General features: G+C 59.6%; 22 protein-coding genes and 3 pseudogenes. 19 read left to right on the top strand and 6 right to left on the bottom strand.

The window, feature by feature from the left end:
• Positions 1-65: 65 nt before the first annotated feature.
• The 8 genes and pseudogenes from JZ00_RS30620 to JZ00_RS28740 form a co-directional block, all read left to right on the top strand.
• Positions 66-182: pseudogene (locus tag JZ00_RS30620) on the top strand (LysR family transcriptional regulator); the annotation flags it as partial.
• Positions 183-325: 143 nt separating this feature from the next.
• Entirely contained in the window at positions 326-1366 is a 1041-nt protein-coding gene (locus tag JZ00_RS28715; RefSeq protein WP_039594575.1) for a putative 2-aminoethylphosphonate ABC transporter ATP-binding protein, read from the top strand.
• Positions 1366-3075 (top strand): putative 2-aminoethylphosphonate ABC transporter permease subunit, encoded by a 1710-nt coding sequence (locus JZ00_RS28720; protein ID WP_039594576.1) that lies wholly within the window; start codon positions 1366-1368, stop codon positions 3073-3075. Before JZ00_RS28715 ends, JZ00_RS28720 begins: the two co-directional genes overlap by 1 nt.
• Positions 3076-3092: 17 nt before the next feature.
• Entirely contained in the window at positions 3093-3920 is an 828-nt protein-coding gene (phnX, locus tag JZ00_RS28725; protein ID WP_039594577.1) for a phosphonoacetaldehyde hydrolase, read from the top strand.
• Between the two features lie 44 nt (positions 3921-3964).
• Complete coding sequence (locus tag JZ00_RS28730) at positions 3965-4984, top strand: putative 2-aminoethylphosphonate ABC transporter substrate-binding protein (protein WP_039594578.1); 1020 nt, start codon at positions 3965-3967, stop codon at positions 4982-4984.
• Positions 4985-5033: 49 nt separating this feature from the next.
• A pseudogene (locus JZ00_RS31320) lies at positions 5034-6164 on the top strand (TIGR03364 family FAD-dependent oxidoreductase); the annotation flags it as partial.
• 132 nt (positions 6165-6296) lie between these two features.
• Entirely contained in the window at positions 6297-6803 is a 507-nt protein-coding gene (locus JZ00_RS31325; RefSeq protein WP_235433122.1) for an HD domain-containing protein, read from the top strand.
• 309 nt (positions 6804-7112) lie between these two features.
• Positions 7113-7487 carry a lysozyme inhibitor LprI family protein gene (locus JZ00_RS28740; RefSeq protein ID WP_033062452.1) on the top strand — a complete coding sequence of 125 codons (375 nt, stop codon included), beginning with the start codon at positions 7113-7115 and terminating at the stop codon, positions 7485-7487.
• 82 nt (positions 7488-7569) lie between these two features.
• Here JZ00_RS28740 and JZ00_RS28745 read toward each other — a convergent pair whose 3' ends face one another.
• Positions 7570-8265, bottom strand: coding sequence for a glutathione S-transferase family protein (locus JZ00_RS28745; protein ID WP_039594579.1), 696 nt, complete (start codon positions 8263-8265; stop codon positions 7570-7572).
• Positions 8266-8416: 151 nt separating this feature from the next.
• Between JZ00_RS28745 and JZ00_RS28750 the strand changes: the two genes are divergently transcribed.
• From JZ00_RS28750 to JZ00_RS28770, 4 genes are all read left to right on the top strand, one after another.
• Positions 8417-8980, top strand: a complete 564-nt coding sequence (locus JZ00_RS28750) for a TetR/AcrR family transcriptional regulator (RefSeq protein WP_039594580.1) — start codon at positions 8417-8419, stop codon at positions 8978-8980.
• Between the two features lie 186 nt (positions 8981-9166).
• The gene (locus JZ00_RS28755; protein ID WP_039594581.1) at positions 9167-10294 is read left to right on the top strand and encodes a GGDEF domain-containing protein; all 1128 of its coding nucleotides are present in this window, start codon (positions 9167-9169) and stop codon (positions 10292-10294) included.
• A 704-nt stretch (positions 10295-10998) separates the two neighbouring features.
• Positions 10999-11418: an organic hydroperoxide resistance protein gene (locus tag JZ00_RS28765; RefSeq protein WP_039594583.1), complete on the top strand. Its 420-nt coding sequence runs from the start codon at positions 10999-11001 to the stop codon at positions 11416-11418.
• A 33-nt stretch (positions 11419-11451) separates the two neighbouring features.
• Positions 11452-11781: a hypothetical protein gene (locus JZ00_RS28770; RefSeq protein ID WP_039594594.1), complete on the top strand. Its 330-nt coding sequence runs from the start codon at positions 11452-11454 to the stop codon at positions 11779-11781.
• Between the two features lie 115 nt (positions 11782-11896).
• On the opposite strand, the pseudogene JZ00_RS31030 reads toward JZ00_RS28770, so the two are convergent.
• Positions 11897-12092, bottom strand: a pseudogene (locus tag JZ00_RS31030) (oxidoreductase); the annotation flags it as partial.
• A gap of 163 nt (positions 12093-12255) precedes the next feature.
• On the opposite strand from JZ00_RS31030, the gene JZ00_RS28775 reads away from it, so the two are divergent.
• Together JZ00_RS28775 and JZ00_RS28780 are read left to right on the top strand one after the other, a co-directional pair.
• A complete protein-coding gene (locus JZ00_RS28775; protein WP_039594584.1) occupies positions 12256-12834 on the top strand; it encodes a TetR/AcrR family transcriptional regulator in 579 nt (192 codons plus the stop codon).
• A 36-nt stretch (positions 12835-12870) separates the two neighbouring features.
• Positions 12871-13170, top strand: coding sequence for a YciI family protein (locus JZ00_RS28780; RefSeq protein WP_198725912.1), 300 nt, complete (start codon positions 12871-12873; stop codon positions 13168-13170).
• A gap of 201 nt (positions 13171-13371) precedes the next feature.
• Here the strand turns inward: JZ00_RS28780 and JZ00_RS28785 are convergent, their stop codons facing one another.
• From JZ00_RS28785 to JZ00_RS28800, 3 genes are all read right to left on the bottom strand, one after another.
• Positions 13372-14928 (bottom strand): methyl-accepting chemotaxis protein, encoded by a 1557-nt coding sequence (locus JZ00_RS28785; protein WP_039594585.1) that lies wholly within the window; start codon positions 14926-14928, stop codon positions 13372-13374.
• Positions 14929-15842: 914 nt separating this feature from the next.
• Positions 15843-16730: a lysophospholipid acyltransferase gene (locus tag JZ00_RS28795; protein ID WP_039594586.1), complete on the bottom strand. Its 888-nt coding sequence runs from the start codon at positions 16728-16730 to the stop codon at positions 15843-15845.
• Positions 16731-16773: 43 nt separating this feature from the next.
• Positions 16774-17331 carry a DNA-3-methyladenine glycosylase I gene (locus tag JZ00_RS28800; RefSeq protein WP_039594587.1) on the bottom strand — a complete coding sequence of 186 codons (558 nt, stop codon included), beginning with the start codon at positions 17329-17331 and terminating at the stop codon, positions 16774-16776.
• An 81-nt stretch (positions 17332-17412) separates the two neighbouring features.
• Between JZ00_RS28800 and glyQ the strand changes: the two genes are divergently transcribed.
• The 4 genes from glyQ to JZ00_RS28820 all read left to right on the top strand — a co-directional run bounded on the left by glyQ (position 17413) and on the right by JZ00_RS28820 (position 21812).
• A complete protein-coding gene (glyQ, locus tag JZ00_RS28805; RefSeq protein WP_022641565.1) occupies positions 17413-18366 on the top strand; it encodes a glycine--tRNA ligase subunit alpha in 954 nt (317 codons plus the stop codon).
• Positions 18363-20417 carry a glycine--tRNA ligase subunit beta gene (glyS, locus tag JZ00_RS28810; protein ID WP_039594588.1) on the top strand — a complete coding sequence of 685 codons (2055 nt, stop codon included), beginning with the start codon at positions 18363-18365 and terminating at the stop codon, positions 20415-20417. Before glyQ ends, glyS begins: the two co-directional genes overlap by 4 nt.
• A gap of 3 nt (positions 20418-20420) precedes the next feature.
• Positions 20421-20954, top strand: coding sequence for a D-glycero-beta-D-manno-heptose 1,7-bisphosphate 7-phosphatase (gene gmhB, locus JZ00_RS28815; RefSeq protein WP_039594589.1), 534 nt, complete (start codon positions 20421-20423; stop codon positions 20952-20954).
• A 78-nt stretch (positions 20955-21032) separates the two neighbouring features.
• Entirely contained in the window at positions 21033-21812 is a 780-nt protein-coding gene (locus tag JZ00_RS28820; RefSeq protein WP_039594590.1) for a lysophospholipid acyltransferase family protein, read from the top strand.
• Positions 21813-21983: 171 nt separating this feature from the next.
• Here the strand turns inward: JZ00_RS28820 and JZ00_RS28825 are convergent, their stop codons facing one another.
• Positions 21984-23498, bottom strand: coding sequence for a sensor histidine kinase (locus JZ00_RS28825; protein ID WP_039594591.1), 1515 nt, complete (start codon positions 23496-23498; stop codon positions 21984-21986).
• Positions 23499-23719: 221 nt separating this feature from the next.
• Between JZ00_RS28825 and JZ00_RS28830 the strand changes: the two genes are divergently transcribed.
• Entirely contained in the window at positions 23720-24454 is a 735-nt protein-coding gene (locus tag JZ00_RS28830; RefSeq protein WP_039594592.1) for a response regulator transcription factor, read from the top strand.

A 24454-nucleotide genomic window follows, 5' to 3' on the forward strand; every position in this document is an offset into this window, starting at 1 on the left:
CGTCCGAGCTGTAATGTTTTCTCACGCTCCTTCTAGGGCGATCCGCACCGAGAGCCGTATCCATCATGTCCTTCGCCGAGCTGAAATCCTTCCACATGGTCACCCGCCTGGGCAGCATCACCCAGGCGGCGAAGAAGCTCGGCCTCAGCCAGCCCACGGTCACCACGCAGATCCGCAACCTCGTAGATGCCTCGCGCCCACCTTCGATGTGGAAACACTACCTAAATCCACCGATACCACTATCGGCAGCTTTTGCCCAACTGCCATAAAGCCTTAGCACCCCGTGCCCAAGATGAGCCTCGTATTCCACCGACGAGGTTCCGCCATGGCTACGGTCAGTTTGCAACTGCGCGACATCCACAAGACCTTCGGCGCCTTTCAGGCGCTGGACGGCGTGTCGCTGGACGTCTCTGCCGGCGAACTGGTGTGCCTGCTCGGCCCCTCGGGCTGCGGCAAGACCACCTTGCTGCGCTGCATTGCCGGGCTGGAGCGCCAGGATGGCGGCGGCATCTTCTTTGGCGATCGGGATGTTTCCACGCTGCCACCCCAGGCCCGCGACTACGGCATCCTGTTCCAATCCTACGCGCTGTTTCCCAACCTCACGGTGGCGCAGAACATCGGTTACGGCCTGGCCGGCAATAGCCGCGATACGCTCCGCGCGCGGGTCGCCGAGATGCTCGAACTGGTCGGCCTCAAGGGCAGCGAGCAGAAATATCCCGGCCAGCTCTCCGGCGGTCAGCAACAGCGTGTGGCCCTGGCCCGCGCCCTGGCGCCGTCGCCCAAGTTGCTGCTGTTGGACGAACCGATGTCGGCCCTCGACGCTCGCGTGCGCGAACATCTGTGCGGCGAGCTGCGCCGGTTGCAGAAGAGCCTGGGCATCACCACCGTGATGGTCACCCACAACCAGGACGAGGCCATGCTCATGGCCGACCGCATCGCGGTGATCAACCACGGTCGGGTCGAGCAGTACGCCACGCCTCAGGAGATCTATCGCGCGCCGGCCACGCCCTTCGTCGCCGAGTTTGTTGGCCAAGGCAACTGGCTGCCTTACGAGCGCGACGGCGAGCATGCCCGGGTTGGCGCGCTGAATCTGCGTCTGCACGGGGTGCGGCCGGCTGAGCGCGGTCGCCTGTTCTGCCGCCCCGAAGCGGTGGTGATCAATCCGTTGATGCACGAAGACAACCTGTTCAGCGCACAGATGCGCGAGATCACCTACCTCGGCAATCGCTGCCGCCTGAGTTTCGAGCTGGACGCCCTGCCGGGTCATACCCTGCTTGCCGAGCTGGCGCCGGAAGCCATGCCGCGCCTGGGCTCCCCGGACATTTGGGTGGCGCTGCCGCCGCGCAGCTTGCAGGTGTTCGTCTGATGGAACAGGTGTTGCTGAGCAAGCCCCAGGCCGGCGCGCGGCGCATGCCGGCCGACCTGGCCGACCGTCTATTCATCCACGGTGGCCAATGGTTGCTGCTGGTGCTGCTGATTCTCACCGTGTTGTTGCCGTTGCTGGCCATGCTGTGGCGCGGCTTCGCCAGCGAGCCGGGGCAGGGCGGTGGGTTGACGGCGGCGGCCGAGTTGTTCGGCAGCGCCAACTTCCGCTGGCTGCTGGGCAACAGCCTGACGGTCTCGCTGACCGTGGCCGCTATCGTCGTGCCGCTGGCCTACGCCTTTGCCTATGCGTTGCAGCGCACTTGCGTGCCGGCCAAAGGCCTGTGGCGCGGCATTTCCCTGCTGCCGCTGCTGGCGCCGTCGATACTGCCGGGCATCGCGCTGATCTACCTGTTCGGCAACCAGGGCGTGCTTCGGCATCTGCTCACGGACAATATCTATGGGTTCTGGGGCATCGTCATCGGCGAGGCCATCTACACCTTTCCCCATGCGCTGATGGTGCTGCTTTCGGCCCTGGCCCTGGCCGATGCGCGCTTGTTCGACGCCGCCTCAAGCATGGGCGCTTCACCGTGGCGAGCCTTTCGCAGCATCACTTGGCCGGGCAGCCGACAGGGCGTGTTCGCGGCCTTCTGCCTGGTGTTCACCCTGTGCATCACCGATTTCGGCGTGCCGGTGGTGGTCGGCGGCGATTATCAGGTGTTGGCGCTGGAGGCCTACAAAGCGGTGGTCGGGCAACAGCAGTTCGGCCGCGGCGCGCTGATCGGCATGGTCCTGCTGTTGCCGGCGCTGTTGAGCTTCACCGTCGACTTGTGGCTGCGCCGCCGTCAGCGCGAGGCCATGAGCGGTCGTGCCCAGGTTTATCACCCGCAGCCGTCGCGCTATCGCGACCTGGCCTTCCTCGCCGTGGTGCTGCTGATCTGCGCGGCGCTGCTCGGCGTGTTTGGCATGGCGGTGTACTCGTCGCTGGTCAAGTTCTGGCCTTACGACTTGTCGCTGTCGCTGCACCACTACGCCTTCTCCGAACTGCCCGGCGGCTGGCAGGTGTACCGCAATAGCCTGCTGCTGGCCGGTTGCACGGCCGTGTTCGGCAGCCTGCTGACCTTCACTGGCGCCTACCTGCTGGAGAAGACCCGGCAGAGCCCGTTGACCCAGGCCCTGCGCCTGCTCAGCTTCGTGCCGATGGCGGTGCCGGGGTTGGTGCTGGGCCTGGGCTACGTGTTCTTTTTCAACCTGCCGGGCAACCCGCTGCATGGCTTGTATGGCAGCCTGACCCTGCTGGTGGCGTGCACCATCGCACACTTCCTGACCACCGCGCAGTTGACCGCCAGCGCCGCGCTGCGCCAGCTCGATGGCGAGTTCGAGGCCGCCGCGCTGTCGCTGAAGGTGCCGCTGCTGCGCCATTTTCTGCGCGTCACCCTACCGATCTGCCTGCCGGCGTTGCTCGACATCCTGCGTTACCTGTTCGTCTCGGCGATGACCACGGTGTCGGCGGTGATCTTCCTCTACAGCCCGGACAGCCTGCTCGCCGCCATCGCCGTGCTGAACATGGACGACGCCGGCAATGTCGGCGGCGCCGCTGCCATGTCCACCTTGATTCTGCTCACCTCGGCTGCGGTGTCGCTGCTGCTGGCGGGAGCCTCGCGCGGCTTGCTGCGTCGGGCCCAAGCCTGGCGCGCGACCGTCGGCCATTGATTACCCTGGAGACTGCCATGCACTACCAACACCCCGACCGCCTGCACGCCGCCATTCTCGACTGGGCCGGCACCGTGGTCGATTTCGGCTCCTTCGCGCCGACCCGCATCTTCGTCGAGGCCTTCGCCAGTTTCGACATCGAAATCCGCCTGGACGAGGCACGCGGGCCGATGGGCATGGGCAAGTGGGACCACATTCGCACCCTCTGCAACCTGCCGGCGATTGCCGAGCGCTACCAGCGTCGCTTCGGCCGCCTGCCGAGCGATGAAGATGTGACGGCGATTTATGAGCGCTTCATGCCCTTGCAGATCGCCAAGGTCGGCGAGCACTCGGCGTTGATTCCCGGTGCGCTGGCGTGCATCGCCGCCCTGCGCGAACGCGGTCTCAAGCTCGGCAGTTGCTCCGGCTACCCCAGGCAGGTGATAGACAAAGTGGTCGAACTGGCCGCCGCCAATGGCTATAGCCCGGATCATGTGGTGGCCACCGACGAGGTGCCGAAAGGTCGGCCGAGCCCGGCCCAGGCGCTGGCCAATGTCATCGCGCTGGGTCTCGACGATGTCGCCGCCTGCGTCAAGGTCGACGACACCGAGCCGGGCATTCTCGAAGGCCGCAGCGCCGGCATGTGGACCGTGGCGTTGCGCTTCTCCGGCAATTTCCTGGGCCTTGACTGGGCGCAGTACCAGGCCCTGACGCCCACACAGCGCGAAGCTGAGCGCACGCGCATCGACGCGCTGTTCGCGCCGAGCCGGCCGCATTACCTGATCGACACCCTCGCCGAACTGCCGCCGGTGATCGACGCGATCAACGCGCGCCTGGCCCGGGGCGAGAGCCCGCAGGCCTGCTGAATTCGAACAACCAACGCCACGCAATGCCAACCCAGGAGCTTCCCATGTTCAAACGTACCGCTCTGGCCGCCGGCCTGCTCGCCGCTTGCGCCATGCAGGCCCAGGCCAACACCGAGCTGACCGTGTACACCGCCCTCGAAGTGGAACAACTGGCCGCCTACAAGGCCGCCTTCGAGAAGCAGCACCCGGATATCGAGATCAAGTGGGTGCGCGACTCCACCGGCATCGTCACCGCCAAGCTGCTGGCCGAGAAGGATCGCCCTCAGGCCGACGTGGTCTGGGGCCTGGCCGGCTCCAGCCTGGCGGTGCTCAAGCAGCAGGGCATGCTCGAAGCCTACGCCCCGGCCAACCTGGACAAGATCGGCGCCAACTACCGCGACACCGCCAACCCGCCGGCCTGGGTCGGCATGGACGTATGGGCCGCGACCATCTGCTTCAACACCATCGAGGCCGAGAAGCAGGGCCTGCCCAAGCCGACCAAATGGGAAGACCTGACCAACCCGGTGTACAAGGGCAAGATCGTCATGCCCAACCCGGCGTCGTCCGGCACCGGCTACCTCGACGTCAGCGCCTGGTTGCAGACCTTCGGCGAACCACAGGGCTGGGCCTACATGGACAAGCTGCACCAGAACATCGGCCAGTACACCCATTCCGGCTCCAAGCCGTGCAAGCTGGCCGCCGCCGGCGAGTTCCCCATCGGCATTTCCTTCGAGTACCCGGCTGTGCAGCTCAAGCGCAAGGGTGCGCCGCTGGACATCGTACTGCCGAAAGAAGGCCTGGGCTGGGAGATCGAGGCCACCGGCATCATCAAGGGCACCGAGCAGTTGGACGCAGCGAAGAAGCTCGCCGACTTCTCCGCCAGCCGCGAGGCCATGGACCTCTATAAGGCCAACTTCGCCGTGCTGGCCCAGCCGGGCATCGCCGAGCGCTTCCAGGAACTGCCCGCCGACTACGAGCAGCGCCTGATCAAGAACGACTTCGCCTGGGCCTCGGAGAATCGCGACAAGATCCTTGCCGAATGGCGCAAGCGTTACGACGGCAAGTCCGAGCCAGTCGCCAAATGACCTGGCCGACTACGTTGGCGGCCGCCTTCTTCTTTCCAGGAGTTTCCCCATGAGTCAGCACGACTGCGATCTGTTGATCGTCGGCGCCGGCATGCTCGGCCTCGCCCACGCCTGGGCTGGCGCCAAGCGCGGTCTCAAGGTGCGCGTGTTCGAGCGCAGCCACACGCCGCTCGGCGCCTCCATCCGCAACTTCGGCCAGGCCCTGGTCACCGGCCAGGCGCCGGGCGTGATGCTCGACCTGGCCCGCCAATCCCGCAGCTTGTGGGCCGAACTGGGCCAGGCCGCCGGCCTGCAGCTCAAGCAACAAGGCTCACTGCTGTTCGCCCGCAGCGAAGCCGAGGAAGCCTTGCTCGAAGCCTTCTGCGCCGGCCGCGCCCGCGAGCATGGCTACCGTGTCGAGTTGCTGCGCGGTGCCGCGCTGGATGGGCTGTACGGTGGGCGTTTCGCCCACCACCGCGCCGCCCTGCACGGTCTTGATGACCAGCAGCTGTATTCCCGTGAGGCGCTGCCGCAGATCGTCGATTACCTGCGCTCGCTGGGTGTGCAGTTCCACTTTTCCACCTTGGTGCGAGACGTCGAGCCAGGCAGCGCCCTGACCAGTGCCGGGCGTTTAAGCGCCAGGCACATCGTGGTCTGCTCCGGACACGATTATCAGACGCTGCTGGCCGAGCCGCTGGCCGCGCTCCAGCCTTCGGTGTGTCGCTTGCAGATGCTGCGCGCCCGCCTGCAACAGCCGCTGGACCTGCAACATGCGGTGCTCACCGGACTCAGTTGCGTGCATTACGGCGCCTTCGCCGATCTGCCGGAAGCCGAGGCCATCCGCACGCAGATCCGCCGCGAGCAGCCGGAACTGGAAACCCACGGCATCCACCTGCTGGTCAGCCCGACGCCCCATGGCGAGCTGATCATCGGCGATTCCCACGACTACGGCAGCGACGCCTCGCCGTTCAATGCCGAAGGCGTGGACGACCTCATGCTGGCGCTGGCCGAGCACACCCTCGGCGGCAAGCTGCAAGTGCTGGAACGTTGGCAGGGCGTATACGGCTCGCGCGGGCCCGGCCCGTTCAGCGTAGTGCAAGCCGGAGCAGGCGTCAGCGCCGTGCTGATGCACACCGGCCTGGGCATGAGCGTCGGCCTGGGCCTGGGTGAGCGCAGCCTGGCGGCTTTGCTCGGCGAAGGAGAATGGCCGCGGGCCAATGCCGCAAGCCTGCATCCCATGAGCGCGGAACAAGCGGTGGCCGAGCTGTTTGCCCTGTGCCGCCAGCAGGCGCAGGCGGACTACATCGGCGAGGCGGTCAGCCAGCTCGAACACATGGTCCAGGCCGCCGAGCTGGCACGTGACGAAGGGGCGGATGAGGAACTGGTGCTGGCCGCTTTCTGCCACGATGTCGGGCACTTCTGTGCGCCGCTGACGGCGCAAAATTCAATGGCCGGCCTTGGCCGTCGCGGCCACGAGCGAGTGGGCGCAAACTGGCTGCTGGGCTTGGGGTTCTCCCAGCGCCTGGCGGGGCTGGTGGCGCGGCATGTTGACGCCAAGCGTTACCTGAGCTGGCGCGAACCGGCCTATCTGGCAGGGTTGAGTGCGGCCAGCCGGCAAACCCTTCACTGGCAGGGCGGACCGATGACGACCCCTGAAGCCAAGGCTTTCGAAGCCGACCCGCTGTTTGCCGACAGCCTGCGTTTGCGCCGCTGGGACGAGGCGGCCAAGGTCGCTGGAAGACTGCCAACCGACCTCAGCGGTTTGGAGCAGCTTGCGATACGTGTTCACCAGGGCAGCAATACCTTGAAAGATCCCCAGGCGCAGGGCAGTCAACGATAGCGACGTTTCCTGCTTCTTGGCTCGGTGATCACCTGTATCGGAAAGGACCGCCCGACGGATGAAATAAAACAAACCCGACACAACATGTCGGGTTTGTTTTTTGGGAGGCTACTAAACCCGGCCACTGATGGGCATTAGCAGGAAAAAGATAAAACCCAAGGCAAAGTGCACAAGCGGTTGTGCCCGAGCACAAATATTCTGGCAGTCCCGCCGCGGTCGATCGGGGATCTGCTTCATTGTTCTACAACCCTCATGATAAATTCCCGCCGCGACCTCTAATCAATAGAGGGCATTCAGGGAGAGAAATCAGTGATCAAGTCTTTGTTGGTTGGGGCGTTGCTGGCAATGGCATCAGCATCGGCATCTGCGATGAGTTGCGATAACCCTAGAAACGCCTATGACAGAACCTATTGCGCGTCGCTGAAAATGGTTCAGTCGGATCAGGACATCAATGATCAATACAAGAAGACGATGAGTGCCCTGAACCCGGATCAAAAGAAAAAAGTGAAAGCCGCTCAAATCCAGTGGATCAAAAATCGTGACAGCGCCTGTTCCAACGATGGCCTGCTCTACCTGGACTGTGCCAACGAGAAGACCGAGGCGCGTATCGTCATTCTCAAGGCTGTCGAGCGCGAGTGCCGTGCTGCCGGTTGCGACGACGCCAAACTGTCGCAGGTCGAATAATCGATAAGCACGTCGGATTTGCCGCCGTACTCCAAGAAAAAAACCCGACTTTAAGCGTCGGGTTTTTTCTTTGTGATCCGTGCTACGCAGCGCCACGCTCGACGATCGCGCGCCATGCCTGGACGCTTGGGCGCTCCTGCATCCTGGCGTGCCACGCGCGCAGTGCGGCACATTCATCAGGCACGGGGAGCTGCACCAGCGAGGCGAAGATCATGCCGCCCAGTACCGCAATGTCGGCCATCGAAAACCTGTCGCCCGCCACAAAGGGCTGGTCTTTGAGCAAGTTGTCGAAATAGCGCATGCCCCTGATCGCCTTGTCGCGCATCCGGCCGCCCCACTCGGCATTCTGGTACAGCTCGACCTCTGGGCCGAGGCCCGGCGTCGCGTGGTGGAAGTATGTGCTGACGGCGTCGAGAAATTCGATCTCGGCACGCTTGGTCATCATGTGGATGAGGCCTTTTTCAACGGGCGTTTCGCCCGTCAGCGTCGGTTCGCCGACCAGGCTGTCCAGGTATTGGGTAATCGCCGTGCATTCGGCGATCAGCGTCCCATCGTTCAGCTCCAGCACGGGCAGCGTCCCGGAGTAGTTGATGGCCAGGAACTCGGGTTGCTTGTGCTCACCGTTCCAGAGATTCACCGGTACGAATTCGATGTTCGGTAGCAAGCCTTTTTCCGCCAGTGCTATGCGTACTCGGGCGGGGTAGGGGCCGTTGAACCAATCGTAGATTTTCATTCCAGGAACCGTGGAAACGTCAGCGCGTTGTTGTGAAGAAGACATGATCGGATCACCTGCCTGTCAATTGGTAGGTAGAAGACTGAGCTGATATTTTGGCCCTGTCAACTCCCTACCTGACAATTGGCAGGCAAGACAATCCGGGCGTAGAATCGCATTCAAGTGAGTTCATCGATTAGGTAAACGAGGCGGTAACGTGAACGAAAATGCTCGAGAAGCCATCTTGGCGGCGGCGAAATCCGCTGCCCAACTGCACGGTTACAGCGGAATCAATTTTCGTAGCATTGCCGACCAGGTAGGCATCAAGAACGCCAGCATTTACTACCATTTTCCGAGCAAGGCGGGGTTGGCTGCTGCGGTCGCGCAACGCTACTGGCAGGACGTGCAGCGGGCGCTAGACGAGATACGCGCCGCCAATGTCGAGCCAAAAGTGTGCGTGCAGCTGTACCCGTCCCTTTTTCGAAAGTCGCTTGAGGACGGCAACAAGCTTTGTCTGTCCAGCTTCATGGCTGCCGAATACGAGGACCTTCCCGATGAAGTCCTGCGGGAGATCCGGGCATTTGCGGACGTTAACGTGACGTGGCTCACCCAGGTGTTGGCGGATGCCGGAATGGGCAGCGTAGCGGAATGTGAACGTAGAGCCCTGGCCATTTACACCGCTGTGGCGGGTGCTCAGTTAATCGCGAGAACTCGGGCGGATGTCGGTCTGTTCGATGATCTGATCTTGAGCTACCGGGAGGCAGGATTGATTCCGGCCTGATTCTTGTAAAGAAGATGATGCAGTTTGTCTGTAGGGATGGATGGGCTGCTTCACAGCCCAGCGGGAGCAAGCTCCCTCGCCACGGGGTTTCGGTTCAATCGGGGCCTTGGCTGTAATTCAGTTGTTTGCGTTGGTGGCAGGGTGCCACAATCGCCGTTTTCGTTGCGTCACGATCAGGTGGATCAAATGGATGGCCCAAGATCTCGGAACGGCCAAGATTTTTGCATAGACGAGCAAGTACGAACTGACCGCCTGCAGCAACTGTTTCGACAATCCGTTTCCGCGGTTTTTGGCAGTTACTTGGCTGCCATCATGCTGAGTTGGCTGTGTTGGGATCGGTTTGAGCACAGCGTCATTCTTTGGTGGCTGGGCATCTTGAGCACATCGACGCTGTTGCGTATCGCGATGTTCGTTGTCTATTTTCGCAGTGACGAAAGTCAGCGCACGCCGCAGCGTTGGGAGCGCAAGTACTGGTTTTCGCTCATATTATCCGCCGGCATCTGGGGCGTCGGCGCGTTTGTGGTCATGCCGGCGGATGATCTCTTGTCCCAGGCGTTGGTCATGCTTTTTACAGTGGGGATGACTGTCAGCGCGGTCTCCTGCTATTCGGCCTATCGCGATATGACCCTGGTCTCCATTGGCGTGGTGCTGTTGCCGTGCACCGCCTGGCTGCTGTTTCAACCATCCCCGATTCAAGTCGGCATGGCACTTTCAATCCTGGTGTTCACGGCATTTGCGGCCCGCGCCACGCACAAAATGTCCCAGGCACTGGAAATCGCCTTTCGTCTTACCCGAGAAATGGAACAGGCCAACCGCATTTCAACCCGTGCCGCACAAACCGATGAATTGACCGGCCTGAAGAGTCGGCGGGCTTTTTTCGAGCATGCCCAGCAACTCTACGACGAATGCAAGGCCAAGCGGCAAGGGTTGTGCGCGGTCATGTTGGACATGGATCACTTCAAGCATATCAACGACACCTACGGCCATCAGGTCGGGGATCAGGTGTTGCGCCGGATTGGGGCGGTCATCAGTTCATCGTTTCGGACAACCGATATCCATGGGCGGCTCGGCGGGGAAGAGTTCGCCATTTTGCTTCCAAATACCTCTATTGAGGTCGCCACCGATATCGCGGAAGGACTTGTCCAGAGCATTGCTGGAATGATGATCGAACCGGTCCATCGGGTAACCGCCAGCCTTGGCGTGGCGTCGACGGAGGCCGCTCATAAGGATCTTCATGGTTTGATGAACAGTGCCGATAAGGCGTTGTACCGGGCAAAGGCATTGGGGCGTAATCAAGTCGCGGTTGCTCAGTAGGGTTCGCCTCTTTGTTACATGCCGCTCGTTTTCCAACTTTCAGAAGAGGTCTAGCGGTTGAAAAAAATAGCACTCGGGTTTTTCCTTTCCGCTATGGCAGGTTGTACCTTCACCTCCGCTGATAGAGTAGGACCAGGCGAATATATGCTTACCTGCGGCGGCAGTGTCTTTAACTCTAGGGAAGGCATGTTGGAAAATATCAATGACAAGGCCAGAAAGGTTTGTAACGGGCCATACCGCCTGGAAGGTAATCCTGGGGCGCCTACGCTCGTCAACATGCAGACTCAGATTGGTCCCACTCCCACTACGTTTCTGGCGATGAAAGCCATTTGCACCGCTGACAGCGAATAGCGTCTCCGAAGCGCAACGCGGACGTCCTTGACGGCGTTTCCCACGTGAGAGCGTGGGAACGATCCCATACAACGCTCATTGTGCTTATAAATTCCTTCCCTATCCAAATGCCTGCAGTTTCGCAGGCCTTGCTGATCCCCGTCTCTTATTGGTTCACCTCACAGGTCATGCGACCTGGCATCGAACGAAATAAATTCAGATAAAAATCAACGAGTTAATCAAAAGCTAGAAATTTTCTGAAAATTTATCTTGCGCGCAAAGCATTTGGCCGCTAACTTTATCCCAACTGATTAGCGCGCAAACATTTAGCGCTAAACAAAACCGATCAAACCCATCAGTAAAGAGGAAACACCATGAACGTTCTCTACACCGCAGTCGCAACCTCCACCGGTGGCCGTGATGGCCGTGCTGTTTCCAGCGATAAGATTCTCGACGTGAAACTGGCCACTCCAAAAGCCCTGGGCGGCGCGGGTGGTGAAGCCACAAACCCTGAGCAGTTGTTCGCAGCCGGCTACTCCGCCTGCTTCATCGGCGCATTGAAGTTTGTCGCCAGCCAAAGCAAACGCAGCATTCCGGCTGACGCCTCGATCACGGCCCACGTCGGCATCGGTCAGATCCTTGGTGGTTTCGGCCTGGATATCGACCTGCACATCAGCCTGCCAGGCCTGGATCAAGCCGATGCTCAAGCGCTGGTCGACGCCGCTCACCAGGTTTGCCCGTACTCCAACGCGACTCGCGGCAACGTCGACGTCCGTTTGCACGTCACCGTCTAACTCACTTCATCTACGCATAAAAAGGATCAGGACATGAAAACGCTCAACAAAACTCTCATTGGTTCGCTTTTGGCACTGTCCCTCGGCAATGCGTTTGCGGCTTCTTATGTTCAACCTACGGTCGCTGAGGGTGGTTCGGATCGCGTGATCGAAAGCCGTGTGGCTGAAGGCGGTTCGGATCGACTGATCCAGAACCGTGTCGCCGAGGGCGGTTCGGATCGATTGCTCCAAAACCGAGTGGCCGAGGGTGGTTCGGACCGGCTGATCCAAAACCGAGTGGCCGAGGGTGGTTCGGACCGACTGATCCAAAACCGAGTGGCCGAGGGTGGCTCCGATCGACTCATCGAAAACAGAGTGAGCTGAACATTTCTTCATCGCTCCAAAAACCGGTCGAATCAACCCATGTTGCTTCCAAAAGAAAGAACGCCGCTTATCTCTCACGAGGAAGCGGCGTTTTTTTGCAACATATTCCGAGGTCCTAAACGATGCTATCCACCACCCCACCATCAACACGCAGCGCCGCGCCGGTGGTGGCCGAGGCCTGTTCCGGGCTGGCGTAGATAATCATTTGGCGACTTCCTCAAGCGCGCCGGGCGCTGGATGATCGAGGTGCTGCGGCGCTCGTTGACGAAATCTGCCGCGACTTCTTCCAAACTTTCCCCGCTGCGCTCGACCATTCCCGGCTTCTAGCTCTGGAAATACGCACGCCCGACATCACTGATCTCACACACCGATGAACTTCTTTCACTTGACCGATTAGGATGACCGTCCTACCCTCAAATCCAGACATTAGGTCAACCGTCCTAATCACACTTCAACGCAATCTGGCGCATCTGAATGGCTGACAAAACGACCCGCGAGCGCATCGTCGCGGAGGCGGACAGGCTGTTTTATGAAAGAGGCTATGAGCTGACCTCTTTCTCTGACATTGCCGACGCCGTGGGTATTTCCCGTGGCAATTTTTATTACCACTTCAAGAGCAAGGACGAGATTCTGGATGCCGTCATCGGCAAACGCATGATGAGCACATCAGGAATGCTGGAGGAATGGGAAAGCCAAAGCGATTCCCCCTCCGAGCGCATCAAGGATTTCATCCGCATCGTGGTCACGAATCGAGCGCAGATCATTCGTCATGGCTGCCCGGTCGGCACGCTTTGCAGCGAACTGGCCAAGATTGGCCACCCCGCACAGCCACAGTCCAATCAGCTGTTTGTCTTGTTCCGCACTTGGTTATGCCACCAGTTCGTTCTGCTCGGGCATGAAACGGACGCGGACTCGCTGGCGATGCATGTGTTGGCATTCAGCCAGGGCATTGCGTTGCTTGCACAGGCATTTCAAGACGAGCGCTTCATCCGACGGGAGGCCGAGCGCATGTGTGCATGGCTTGACGGCCTCGCGGATGAGGTAAAGGTTTAGATCAAACGACCACCATGATTTTCAGGGAGGACAACTATGTACGTCATTTTTCTGAGGTTTTCCGCCGGACGTGATCAGGTGGGCCGGCTGATGCAAGCACATAAAGAGTGGCTGCAGCGCGGTTTTGATGAGGGTGTTTTTCTCATGGCCGGCAGTATCCAGCCACAGGCCGGCGGGATGATTCTGGCCAGTGGAGTCGCTCTGGCCCAGCTTGAGGATCGGGTCAGCAACGATCCTTTCGTGATGGAAGACGTCGTGCAAGCCGAGATCGTGGCGGTGACTCCATCGAAGGCGGATCCTCGCTTGGCGTTTTTGCTGGCGGATGTCGGTAGCTGAAAGCGCTGATCGGGTTGAATGCCCATTGACGCTTCCTTGGCTGATTTGGAAGTAAGCGAGCTTAGGCCATTTCCCCCTCTCCGAGCTTGGAAAAATCGATCCGAACGGCAGGGGTTGAGAGCAGAGAAGGAACACAGCTGGCGCCGGTACCCGTGATACCTGAGGCATTGCGGGTGCAAAACGGCGCCATCCCTGCCACATCTACACTTTAAAACGTCCTACCAACCTCTCCAGTTCATGGCCCAGCCTTGCAAGTTCAGTACTTGAGGAAGCGGTTTCCTCGCAGGTGCCGGCCGTCTGCTCGGAGATGTCGCGGACGTTGATGACACTGCGATTGATTTCCTCGGCGACTGCGCTTTGCTGCTCCGCTGCGGTGGCGATTTGCTGATTCATGGCTTGAATGATCGATACTTTACTCGTGATGTTTTCCAGGGCGATCACCGCGCGGTGGGTAAATTCGACGCTGCTCTCGCCCAACAGTTGGCTGCTTTCCATGCCTGAGGCAACGGCATGAGTACCACTCTGTACACCGGCCACCAGACTTTCAATTTCTTCAGTGGAGCGCTGGGTGCGCAAGGCAAGGCTGCGCACCTCGTCTGCTACCACTGCAAAGCCACGGCCAGCCTCGCCGGCGCGTGCCGCTTCAATGGCCGCATTCAGCGCCAACAGATTGGTTTGTTGGGCCACCGCCTTTATCACATCGAGCACCCCGCCGATTTTTTCGCTTTGTTCCTGGAGATGGCGTACAGCGTCAGCCGACTGATTGAGCTCTTCGGCCAAACGCTGGATCTGCGCTATGGCCTCATTCACGATTTGCTCTCCTTCAGAGGCTTGCTGATCCGCTGCGGTTGCGGCAGTTGAGGCCTCTTCAGCATCGCGTGCGACGTTTTGCACCGTTGCGGTCATTTCGCTCATCGCGGTGGCAACATGATCCGTTTCGTTTTTCTGATTATTGACGCCTGCATTGGTTTGCTCGGTGACTGCCGACAGCTGTTCGGCAGCACTGGCAACCTGAATGACGCCGGATCGAATGCCCTCGATCAGCTCATGAAGGTTGAGCGTCATCTGCTGAAGACCCGATTGCAGCTGACCCAACTCATCACGCCGATTGACCTGCACGGGCTCACTCAAATCCCCACTGGCAATACGATTCACGGCCTGTAGCGTGTATTGCAGAGGGTTAACGATTTGTTGGGTAATGATCCACGCAGCAAGTGCGCCCAATAGCAACGTCAAGGCAGCGACAAGACCCAGCAGAACCTTGGCAGACGCGGCGTCGGCATCGCGCTTGGTATTTTGCGAGTCAATGAGCTTTTGCGTCGTATCGAGCAACAGATCACCCAACTGCCCCATACGTTTATATATGGGCCCTTGGTCAGCATTGGGTTTGGCCAGATCAAGCAATAGTTGTCCGTATTCTCTGACGGATGTGTTCTGTTGTTGCATCAGTTCCTGATCAATCGGGGCAGTGAACTGAGTGCTGATGCTTTGCAAGTGAGCCGCCAGATTGTCCAGGATTTTCTGCAGCGGTTGATAGGCATCGGGCTGAGGATTTGCACCAAGACGCAATCGATTGATTCGCAGCTCTTTGGTGTAATCGCTGATTTGAGCAATTTTCTCGATTTTAACGCCGCGTTCGGTCAACGTCGCAATGGCGTACCACCCCGTGAATGCCAGTAACAGCGCAAGCCCTAGTACCAGACCGAAGCCCAAGCTTAATTTCGCGCTGACACGGATATTGCTGATCCAGTCAAACATAAAGACTCCCGTTGTAACTCAGATGGAATGAACATGGCGCCCTGAGTGTCGACCGTGAACCTGAATGCTTTAGTTGTAGAGTGGCAACTAAAGTGCTCTGGAGAGCAATTCGCCTCATACGTGAAAAAATAGCGCTATGTACAGTCTATTTGGCCTAAGGCGTCGCTGAAAGGTTACAGCTCACAGCCGGCCGGCGATTGCGCGAGAGGTCCGTTGTCAAACTAAGAGGTATTTTTCAAACACTCATAAACTGTCTAGTTCTTTAGTCGAATGTTCATGATCGTTCGGTTCTGGTGGGCCCGCATCTCTAGTGCAAGCAACGGGAACAGCGCAGCCTTCAACGGACTGGTTAAATCTGGATGGCCTGTTTCAGGTACAGAAATAGCCGATCCTGACACGCTCGGTATTGGGCTTCGAGGCCCTCGACCTCCCACATCCGAGCAAGCCATACCTCATCGCATGACGCGTCAATATCATTGACGGTGACGCTCCATACAGTCTGAGCGTGTTGTGTTGCCCGTAGTAATTGCAACAACTCCTCAGTGATTGGAAGCGCTTTAGCCTTAACTCTTTTTAGCGACATCTAAACCATCCAGGACTAATTAAAGGTCGAGATTGTTTTTGCGTCGCGCACTATAAGACGCAGTTTATTAAGGCTGTTATTCGACTTATGGCTAGCGAGACACCGCCGGAATAGACCGTTCTTAACAGTAGTGATTCATTGAGGTTATGACGCTTTTATTATCGACTGTTTTATGGTTAGGGGTGGGCATGAGGAGCTGCATTCAAGACCGGGACGGGTAGTTCCCGGCAATAAACATGACAACTCCCCTCGCACGAGAGCCTCTTGCACTATTTATCAGTGCGCCCCAGATTCGGCGTAATCATGGCGCACTGATCGGTCAGGCGGGCCTTCAGTACCACCGCGCCTCGCCCGGTGGGCGTTTCTTGAAGCGTTTCATGCTCCACATGTATTGGCTCGGGTAGGCACGCACGTAACGCTCGACCACCTTACTCATGGCAGCGCAGGCCGTTTCGGTGTCAGTGCTGTACATCTCCTCTGGCGCAGCTTCGAGGATGACTTTGTACCCGGAGCCGTCCGGCAGGCGCAGGGCATGCAGGAACACGCCCACGGCTTTGCCGCCAGCGAGCATGTTCGGGACGAACTTGCTGGTCAGGGCCTGGGTGGCGAAAAAGGGCACGAAGATACCGGCGGACTCAGACGGTTCCGGGTCGGCGGGGATGCCCACCTGGCCGCCTTTGCGCACTTCCTTGATGACGCTGAGAATACCTTCCTTGGTCGACGCCGCGACTTTGTTACCCAACTGTACGCGTTGTTTTTGCAGCAATTCATCCACCGCCTTGAGCTTGGGCGGACGGTAGAAAATGATCGGTTTGCACTGGCTGCAATAGAAGTGGTTGAGCACTTCCCAGTTACCCAGGTGACTGGTGATACCCACTACGCCCTTGCCCGAGGCCAGGGCTTCTTTCAATACTTCCAGTCCTTCGACTTCGCGCACCAGTTCGATGGAGCGCTGTGCCGGCCAGATCCAGGCGCAGGCGCTTTCGGTCAGGGATTTGCCGATGTCCTTGAGACTCTGGCCTACCAGGCGCTCACGTTCGACCGGGTCCATCTCGGGAAAACACTTGGCAAGGTTGATCCGCACCACGTCGCGGGAACGGTTGGGGAATTTCCACATGAGCCAGCCAATCGCCGAGCCCACCGCCTGCACCGCCCGCCAGGGCAGCAGCGCAAACAACCGCAGAGCGCCGACCAGCAAGGCGCCTTTCAACTTATCCACAGGTCACTCCTGAATTCATGGGTCGTGTTGCGAGCCGACTATTCTAACCGCCGTTTACCAACTCGGCGTAGCGGTCGCAGTCCTGGGTGTGGTCCATGACCATGCCCGAGGCCTGCATCAAGGCGTAGCAGATGGTCGGCCCGACGAAGGTGAACCCGGCTTTTTTCAGCCCTTTGCTCATTGCCAACGCCTCGGGCGTGATGGCCGGCACTTCGGTGCGGTCCTTGAAATGGTTGATGACGGGTTTGCCGCCCACGAACGACCAGAGGAACACCACCGGATCTTCCAGCGCCAGCCAGGCCTGGGCATTGCGGCGGGCGGCCTTGAGCTTGAGACGGTTGCGAATGATCCCTGGGTCGAGCATCAGCTCATCGATTTCCGCATCGCTCATCTGCGCCACGCGCTGTACGTCGAAGCCGTACAGCACTTCCCGGTAGCGCTCGCGTTTGCGCAAAACGGTGATCCAGGACAGCCCGGCCTGGAACCCTTCGAGCAAAAGCAACTCGAACAAACCCTGCGCATCGCGCAGCGGCGTGCCCCACTCCTGATCGTGATAAGCCATGTACAACGGATCTTCTGAACACCAAAAGCAGCGTGGCATAAGGCTCCAGGGGGCGTGCGCACGAACGAATCGGGTATACTCCCGCTCTTTAAATCGCAGCCCAAGAAACAGGTGAATTTCGTGAGCCAGCCTACGCCAGCCGTGCGTACCTTCCAAGACTTGATCCTCGCCCTCCAGCAATACTGGGCCGAGCAAGGTTGCGTGGTACTTCAGCCCTACGATATGGAAGTAGGCGCCGGCACTTTCCACACTGCCACGTTTCTGCGTGCCATCGGCCCGGAAACCTGGAACGCCGCCTATGTGCAGCCCAGCCGCCGCCCGACTGACGGCCGCTACGGCGAAAACCCGAACCGCCTGCAGCACTACTACCAGTTCCAGGTCGTGCTGAAGCCGAACCCGGAGAACTTCCAGGAACTGTACCTTGGCTCCCTCAAGCACGTCGGCCTCGACCCGCTGGTGCATGACATTCGTTTCGTCGAAGACAACTGGGAATCGCCGACCCTGGGCGCCTGGGGCCTGGGCTGGGAAGTCTGGCTCAACGGCATGGAAGTGACCCAGTTCACCTACTTCCAGCAAGCGGGCGGCATCGAGTGCTACCCGGTCACCGGCGAGATCACCTATGGCCTCGAACGCCTGGCCATGTACCTGCAAGGCGTGGATTCGGTGTACGACCTGGTATGGGCCGACGGCCCGTTCGGCAAGGTGACCTACGGCGACGTGTTCCACCAGAACGAAGTGGAGCAGTCCACCTACAACTTTGAACACGCCAACGTCGACAAGCTGTTCGAACTGTTCGATTTCTATGAAAGCGAAGCCAAGCGCCTGATCGAGCTGGACCAGCCGCTGCCGTTGCCGAGCTATGAAATGGTGTTGAAGGCGTCCCATACCTTCAACTTGCTGGACGCACGCCGGGCGATTTCCGTGACCGCGCGCCAGCAATACATCCTGCGTGTACGCACCCTGGCGCGTTCCGTTGCGCAAGCCTACCTGCTGGCCCGTGCCAAGCTGGGCTTCCCGATGGCGACCCCGGATCTGCGTGATGAAGTGTTGGCTAAGCTGGAGGCTGCACAATGAGTGCTCAAGATTTTCTGGTTGAACTGGGCACCGAAGAACTGCCACCCAAAGCCCTGAACACCCTGGCCGATGCGTTCCTGGCCGGCATCGAAAAAGGCCTGCAAGCCGCTGGCCTGAACTTCGAAACCAAGCACGTCTATGCCGCGCCGCGTCGCCTGGCCGTGCTGATCACCGCCCTGGAAACCCAGCAGCCTGACCGCAGCATCAACCTCGACGGCCCGCCGCGCCAAGCCGCGTTCGATGCCGAGGGCAACCCGACCCAGGCCGCGCTGGGCTTCGCCAAGAAGTGCGGCGTAGACCTGAGCGAGATCGACCAGAGCGGTCCGAAGCTGCGCTACAGCCAGAGCATCAAGGGCAAGCCGACCGCCAGCCTGTTGCCGACCATCGTCGAAGACTCCCTCAATGACTTGCCGATCCCCAAGCGCATGCGCTGGGCTGCGCGCAAGGAAGAGTTTGTACGTCCAACCCAATGGCTGGTGATGCTGCTCGGTGACCAGGTTATCGACTGCACGATCCTGGCCCAGAAGGCCGGTCGCGATTCCCGCGGTCATCGCTTCCATCACCCGCAGAGCGTGCGCATCACTTCGCCGGCCAATTACCTGGCCGACCTGCGCACCGCCTATGTCCTGGCCGACGCCAACGAGCGCCGCGAGCTGATCAGCAAGCGCACCGAAGAACTGGCCACCCTGCAGGAAGGCACCGCCATCGTGCCGGCCAACTTGCTGGACGAAGTCACCGCGCTGGTGGAATGGCCGGTGCCGCTGGTGTGCTCCTTCGAGGAACGTTTCCTTGAAGTGCCGCAGGAAGCACTGATCACCACCATGCAGGACAACCAGAAGTACTTCTGCCTGCTGGACGCCGAAGGCAAGTTGCTGCCGCGCTTCATCACAGTCGCCAACATCGAAAGCAAGGACCCGCAGCAGATCATCGCCGGTAACGAGAAAGTCGTTCGCCCGCGCCTGACCGATGCCGAGTTCTTCTTCAAGCAAGACAAGAAACAACCCCTGGAAAGCTTCAACGAGCGCCTGCGCAACGTGGTGTTCCAGGAGAAACTCGGCAGCGTCTACGACAAGGCCGAGCGTGTTTCGAAACTGGCGGCATTCATCGCCCCACGTATCGGCGGCGACGCCCAGCGTGCGGCGCGTGCCGGCATCCTGTCCAAGTGCGACCTGTCCACCGAAATGGTCGGTGAGTTCCCGGAGATGCAAGGCGTCGCCGGCTACTACTACGCCCTCAACGATGGCGAGCCGCAGGATGTGGCCCTGGCGCTGAACGAGCAGTACATGCCCCGCGGCGCCGGCGCTGAATTGCCGACCACCCTGACCGGTGCGGCCGTGGCGATCGCCGACAAGCTCGACACCCTGGTCGGCATCTTCGGCATCGGCATGCTGCCAACCGGCAGCAAAGACCCGTATGCCTTGCGTCGCGCGGCGCTAGGCGTGTTGCGGATCCTGATCGACAAGCAATTGGACCTGGACCTGAATGACGCCGTGGCTTTCGCCGTCAATGCGTTCGGCAGCAAGGTCAAGGCTGCCGGCCTGGCCGATGCGGTGCTGGAATTTATCTTCGACCGCCTGCGTGCGCGTTACGAAGACGAAGGCGTCGACGTCGCGACCTACCTGTCGGTACGTGCCCTGAAGCCGGGTTCCGCCCTGGACTTCGACCAACGCGTACAAGCGGTGCAGTCCTTCCGCAAACTGCCGGAAGCGGCAGCGCTTGCGGCAGTGAACAAGCGCGTATCGAACCTGTTGGGCAAGGCCGAAGGCAATATCGCGGCCACCGTCGAAGCCAAGTACTTCGACAACGCCAACGAGTTCTCCCTGTATTCGGCGATCCAGCAGGCGGACCAGGCGGTCCAGCCGATGGCGGCGGCACGTCAGTACAGCGAAACCCTCGCGCGCCTGGCTGCACTGCGCGAACCGGTCGATGCGTTCTTCGAAGCGGTGATGGTCAATGCCGAGGACGCCAACGTGCGGGCCAACCGCTATGCGCTGCTGGCGCGCCTGCGTGGGTTGTTCCTCGGCGTTGCTGACATTTCGCTGCTGGGGTAACGCTTGAAACTGCTGATTCTCGATCGGGACGGAGTGATCAACCACGACTCCGACGCTTACATCAAAACGGTGGAGGAATGGTTGCCGATTCCTGGTTCCATCGAGGCCATCGCGCAGTTGAGCAAAGCAGGCTGGACGGTGGCGGTGGCCACCAACCAGTCGGGCATCGCACGCGGTTACTACGAACTTGCCGTCCTAGAGGCCATGCATGATCGCTTGCGCGAACTGGTGGCCGAGCAGGGCGGCGAGGTCGGGTTGATCGTTTATTGCCCGCACGGGCCGGACGAAGGCTGCGATTGCCGCAAGCCTAAGCCTGGCATGTTGAAAGCCATTGCCGCGCATTATGACGTTGCGCTGGCGGGCGTGTGGTTCGTCGGCGACAGCCTCGGTGACCTGGAGGCGGCCAAGGCCGTCGATTGTCAGCCAGTTTTGGTAAAGACCGGAAAAGGCGAGAAGACTCTGGGCAAGACCCTACCGGTGGGCACCTTGATTTTTGACGATTTGGCGGCGATTGCCGCTGAACTTATCCACAATTAGAGCTCCCAGACATCCTGATCAAGGATTGTTCGGGAAGCGCTTGAACGGCGGGCATTGCCCGCAATGGTAAACGCCGCTATGTCGATACTGCAGGCCATCAGAAGCTTCCTCTTTTACCTGCTGCTGGGCACCAGTTCCTTGTTGTGGTGCACGCTGAGTTTTTTTGTCGCGCCGTTCATGTCGTTCAGGACGCGCTATCGCTTCATCAATGTCTACTGGTGCCGCTGCGCACTTTGGCTGAGCAAGGTCTTCCTGGGCATTCGTTACGAAGTGAAGGGTGCCGAGAACGTACCTGACCGGCCGTGCGTCATCCAGTCCAATCACCAGAGCACCTGGGAAACCTTTTTTCTCTCGGCCTATTTCGAGCCGTTGAGCCAGGTACTCAAGCGTGAGCTGCTATTCGTACCGTTCTTCGGCTGGGCCATGGCGATGCTGCGCCCGATCGCCATTGACCGCGACAATCCCAAGGTTGCGCTCAAGCAAGTGGCTCAAAAAGGCGATGAGCTGCTAAAGGACAACGTCTGGGTACTCATCTTTCCAGAAGGCACCCGTGTTCCCTATGGCACGATCGGCAAATTTTCCCGCAGTGGTTCCGCTTTGGCGGTTAATGCGGGACTGCCGGTGCTGCCGATTGCACACAATGCAGGCAAATTCTGGCCAAAGGCTGGCTGGATCAGAACACCCGGAACCATCACCGTGGTGATCGGTGCACCGATGTATGCAGAAGGCAGCGGCCCGCGCGCCATCGCCGAGCTCAACGACCGCGTACAGGCCTGGAATGAACAGACGCAAAGGGAATTGGGTTCCCTTCCGCCAGCCCCCGCCGCGCCAGCAACGCCGGATAAGCTTGCTGTTTGAGAACTGTGGATAACCTGTGTACCGTTCCGCTCGATTTCGTTGCTTTTTGTTATTAAGCTATTGTTTTTAAAACATATTTCTTAAGCACATAAAACAGCCGAAAACGTGCATAAGTTTTTATACCACTACCAAAATCGCAGCTTCGACATTCACGCAGCTGCGATCCTTTCCTCAGTTCACCAGCGGAAACCGCAGGCTGAACGTTGTTCCTTTTCCCACTGCGCTACGGCATTCAATCTGGCCGCCATGACGGTCGACGACCGCTTTGACCATGGACAGTCCCAGGCCGATGCCATCCACGCCATGAGCCGAGGAAAAGCGACGATATTGGATAAACAGGTCCGGTAGCTCCTCAGCATCGATGCCTTTGCCTTGGTCAACCACATCGCAAGTCAGCCATCCCTCGGCGCAGCGAACGTGCAGTGAAATGCAGGTGTCGCTCGTACTGTATTTAATGGCATTTTCCAGCAAGTTGAAGAGTGCGCGGGTCAGCAGGGGTTGATCGGCGCTGACCGTCGCTTCGTCATCATCCAGTTGGTGTTGCAATTGAATGTTCTTGGCTTGGGCAATGGGTAACACTTGGTCGATCACGTCCAGGATCAGCATGGCGAACAACGTTGGCCGGAACTGGTAGGCGTCGGACTCTGCCTTGGCCAATTGTACAAACCCGTCAGTCAGGTCCAAGGCGCGCCGAACCTGACGCTCGATCTGCTCAAATAATGGGCTGGCAGCCCCAGCCTCATCCTGGTGAACATCCAGCAAAGCCAGGATCGCTGAATGGGGAGCGCGCAGGTCGTGGGAGAGGAAGCGGAGCATGACGCTGCGCTGCTCTTCGGCCTCACGCTCGGCGCTCAGGTCAGTCAGGCTCATCAGCCAGCCAATGGGCACATCGCCGTCAACCGGTAGCAACGCAGCCCTTTCAAGCCGCAGGCTACGTTCGCGAGTGTCGCGAAACTCGACCAAAGGCAACGTGGACAAACGGTGAACAGAGGAGTGCGCCAATGCGGGATACCCCAGCCGTGCCAATGCTTTCAGTACATCACCGCCCACCAGTGCATGACCGAACAGCTCACGTGCCTTGCGATTACCGAGCAATATATTGCCTTGTGGGTCGCTGATCATCGTGGCCACAGGCAGATATTCCAAGCCATCGGCAATAAAGCGACGGGTGTCCCTCGTCCGGCTCATCGCTTGTTCCAATGCCATGACTTGGCCCTGTAGGCCGTCACTGCCGGTATAAGGGGCTCGGCGACGCTCCGGGAAAACCTTCGGCTCCGCATCCAGGCGCGCCAGCTCCCAACCAAAATAGGCCAGCACCACGCTCAAGCGTCGCCAGTTCCAGATCAGATAACCACAGAGCATGCCCAACAGACTGGCCACCGGTGACCACGTCCAACCCTGCACCTCCAGCAGAGCACTGACCAGCAAGGCTGCACCCATGCCTGCCGACGTCGTTCCCAAGGCAAGGCGTGGGCGCAACAGCAACGAACCCAATACGCAGCCCACCAAGCTGGCCGATAGCAAGGCGGCTCCCGTCCCATTGCGATCCGATTGCATCCAATACGACAGCAAAGCGGTCGCCGGCAACAAAAGAATACTTATCCACAACCATTCGCGAACCCAACGGCGAAACAATCGTTGGACTTGGGTAGGTTCACGACTTTCACGGCGCCGCGGGTTGCTCATAGGGACCCTGACAGATTATGGGGAGGGATTTGGAGCATCGAACAATCAGCTTCAGATTCGAGAGAATAGCGGCCCAATAGTGGCATGTGGCTGCCTTTCCCTTGTTGCCACTAGCCGGTATTGTCTCAGCCTGCGACAGGAGAGTGAAACAGGTCACCGCTGGGTTGCCTTCATCGCCGCCTGTAGATGCCCGTATTATTGAAATCAAGGAATCGCATCCCATGCGTGTCGCCATACTGGATGACGAGCCGGCCGAACTCCGCCGGGTGGAACAGACACTGCAACAGATCCCCGGCAAGGGCGAGCAAGCTTGGATATTGCACAGTTTCGAACGAGGCGAAGACTTATTACGCCAATTACGCCGCGAAACATTCGACCTGTTGATACTCGACTGGCAGTTGCCGGATATCAGCGGACTATCCCTGTTGCGTTGGACACGCGAGCATATGGACTCACCGCCGGCCGCCATCATGCTTACCAGCCGTGACGGCGAACATGACATCGTCCTGGCGCTTAATGCCGGTGCCGACGACTACGTCAGCAAACCGTTCCGTCCGAACGAACTCAAGGCCCGGGTTACCGCAGTGCTGCGTCGCCATAATTTGCAACGTACCCCCGCCAGCGATGTTCTGGTGTTCAACGACCTCGAATTCGATGATGCCGAGCTCACCGTCACCCGCGCCGGCATCCCCATCAGCCTGACCGAACGGGAATACCGCCTGGCCCGCTGCTTGTTTGCCAACCTGGGACGGCCACTGTCCCGGGAGTATTTCTATGAACGCTTCTGGACCCACGAGGAAATGACCTCGTCACGACCGCTCGACACTCATATCTACCGGCTGCGCAACAAGCTCGGGCTGACGGCGGATCGGGGATGGCAGTTGTTGACAATCTATGGGTACGGGTATCGATTGGAGAGTGTAGCGGCGGGAAGTGAAGCTTCCGAGGCGAGTTAG

The sequence above is a fragment of the Pseudomonas frederiksbergensis genome (assembly GCF_000802155.2).
Lineage (GTDB): Bacteria > Pseudomonadota > Gammaproteobacteria > Pseudomonadales > Pseudomonadaceae > Aquipseudomonas > Aquipseudomonas frederiksbergensis_A.

Excerpts from the sequence above, each read along its gene's own strand:
- JZ00_RS28730 (WP_039594578.1), top strand. The coding sequence starts at position 3,965 with ATGTTCAAACGTACCGCTCTGGCCGCCGGCCTGCTCGCCGCTTGCGCC.
- JZ00_RS28720 (WP_039594576.1), top strand. The coding sequence starts at position 1,366 with ATGGAACAGGTGTTGCTGAGCAAGCCCCAGGCCGGCGCGCGGCGCATG.
- JZ00_RS28775 (WP_039594584.1), top strand. The coding sequence starts at position 12,256 with ATGGCTGACAAAACGACCCGCGAGCGCATCGTCGCGGAGGCGGACAGG.
- JZ00_RS28820 (WP_039594590.1), top strand. The coding sequence starts at position 21,033 with ATGTCGATACTGCAGGCCATCAGAAGCTTCCTCTTTTACCTGCTGCTG.
- JZ00_RS28715 (WP_039594575.1), top strand. The coding sequence starts at position 326 with ATGGCTACGGTCAGTTTGCAACTGCGCGACATCCACAAGACCTTCGGC.
- JZ00_RS28780 (WP_198725912.1), top strand. The coding sequence starts at position 12,871 with ATGTACGTCATTTTTCTGAGGTTTTCCGCCGGACGTGATCAGGTGGGC.
- JZ00_RS28825 (WP_039594591.1), bottom strand. The coding sequence starts at position 23,498 with ATGAGCAACCCGCGGCGCCGTGAAAGTCGTGAACCTACCCAAGTCCAA.
- JZ00_RS31325 (WP_235433122.1), top strand. The coding sequence starts at position 6,297 with ATGGTCCAGGCCGCCGAGCTGGCACGTGACGAAGGGGCGGATGAGGAA.
- JZ00_RS28830 (WP_039594592.1), top strand. The coding sequence starts at position 23,720 with ATGCGTGTCGCCATACTGGATGACGAGCCGGCCGAACTCCGCCGGGTG.
- phnX (WP_039594577.1), top strand. The coding sequence starts at position 3,093 with ATGCACTACCAACACCCCGACCGCCTGCACGCCGCCATTCTCGACTGG.
- JZ00_RS28785 (WP_039594585.1), bottom strand. The coding sequence starts at position 14,928 with ATGTTTGACTGGATCAGCAATATCCGTGTCAGCGCGAAATTAAGCTTG.
- JZ00_RS28745 (WP_039594579.1), bottom strand. The coding sequence starts at position 8,265 with ATGTCTTCTTCACAACAACGCGCTGACGTTTCCACGGTTCCTGGAATG.
- JZ00_RS28800 (WP_039594587.1), bottom strand. The coding sequence starts at position 17,331 with ATGCCACGCTGCTTTTGGTGTTCAGAAGATCCGTTGTACATGGCTTAT.
- JZ00_RS28755 (WP_039594581.1), top strand. The coding sequence starts at position 9,167 with ATGGATGGCCCAAGATCTCGGAACGGCCAAGATTTTTGCATAGACGAG.
- JZ00_RS28765 (WP_039594583.1), top strand. The coding sequence starts at position 10,999 with ATGAACGTTCTCTACACCGCAGTCGCAACCTCCACCGGTGGCCGTGAT.
- JZ00_RS28770 (WP_039594594.1), top strand. The coding sequence starts at position 11,452 with ATGAAAACGCTCAACAAAACTCTCATTGGTTCGCTTTTGGCACTGTCC.
- glyS (WP_039594588.1), top strand. The coding sequence starts at position 18,363 with ATGAGTGCTCAAGATTTTCTGGTTGAACTGGGCACCGAAGAACTGCCA.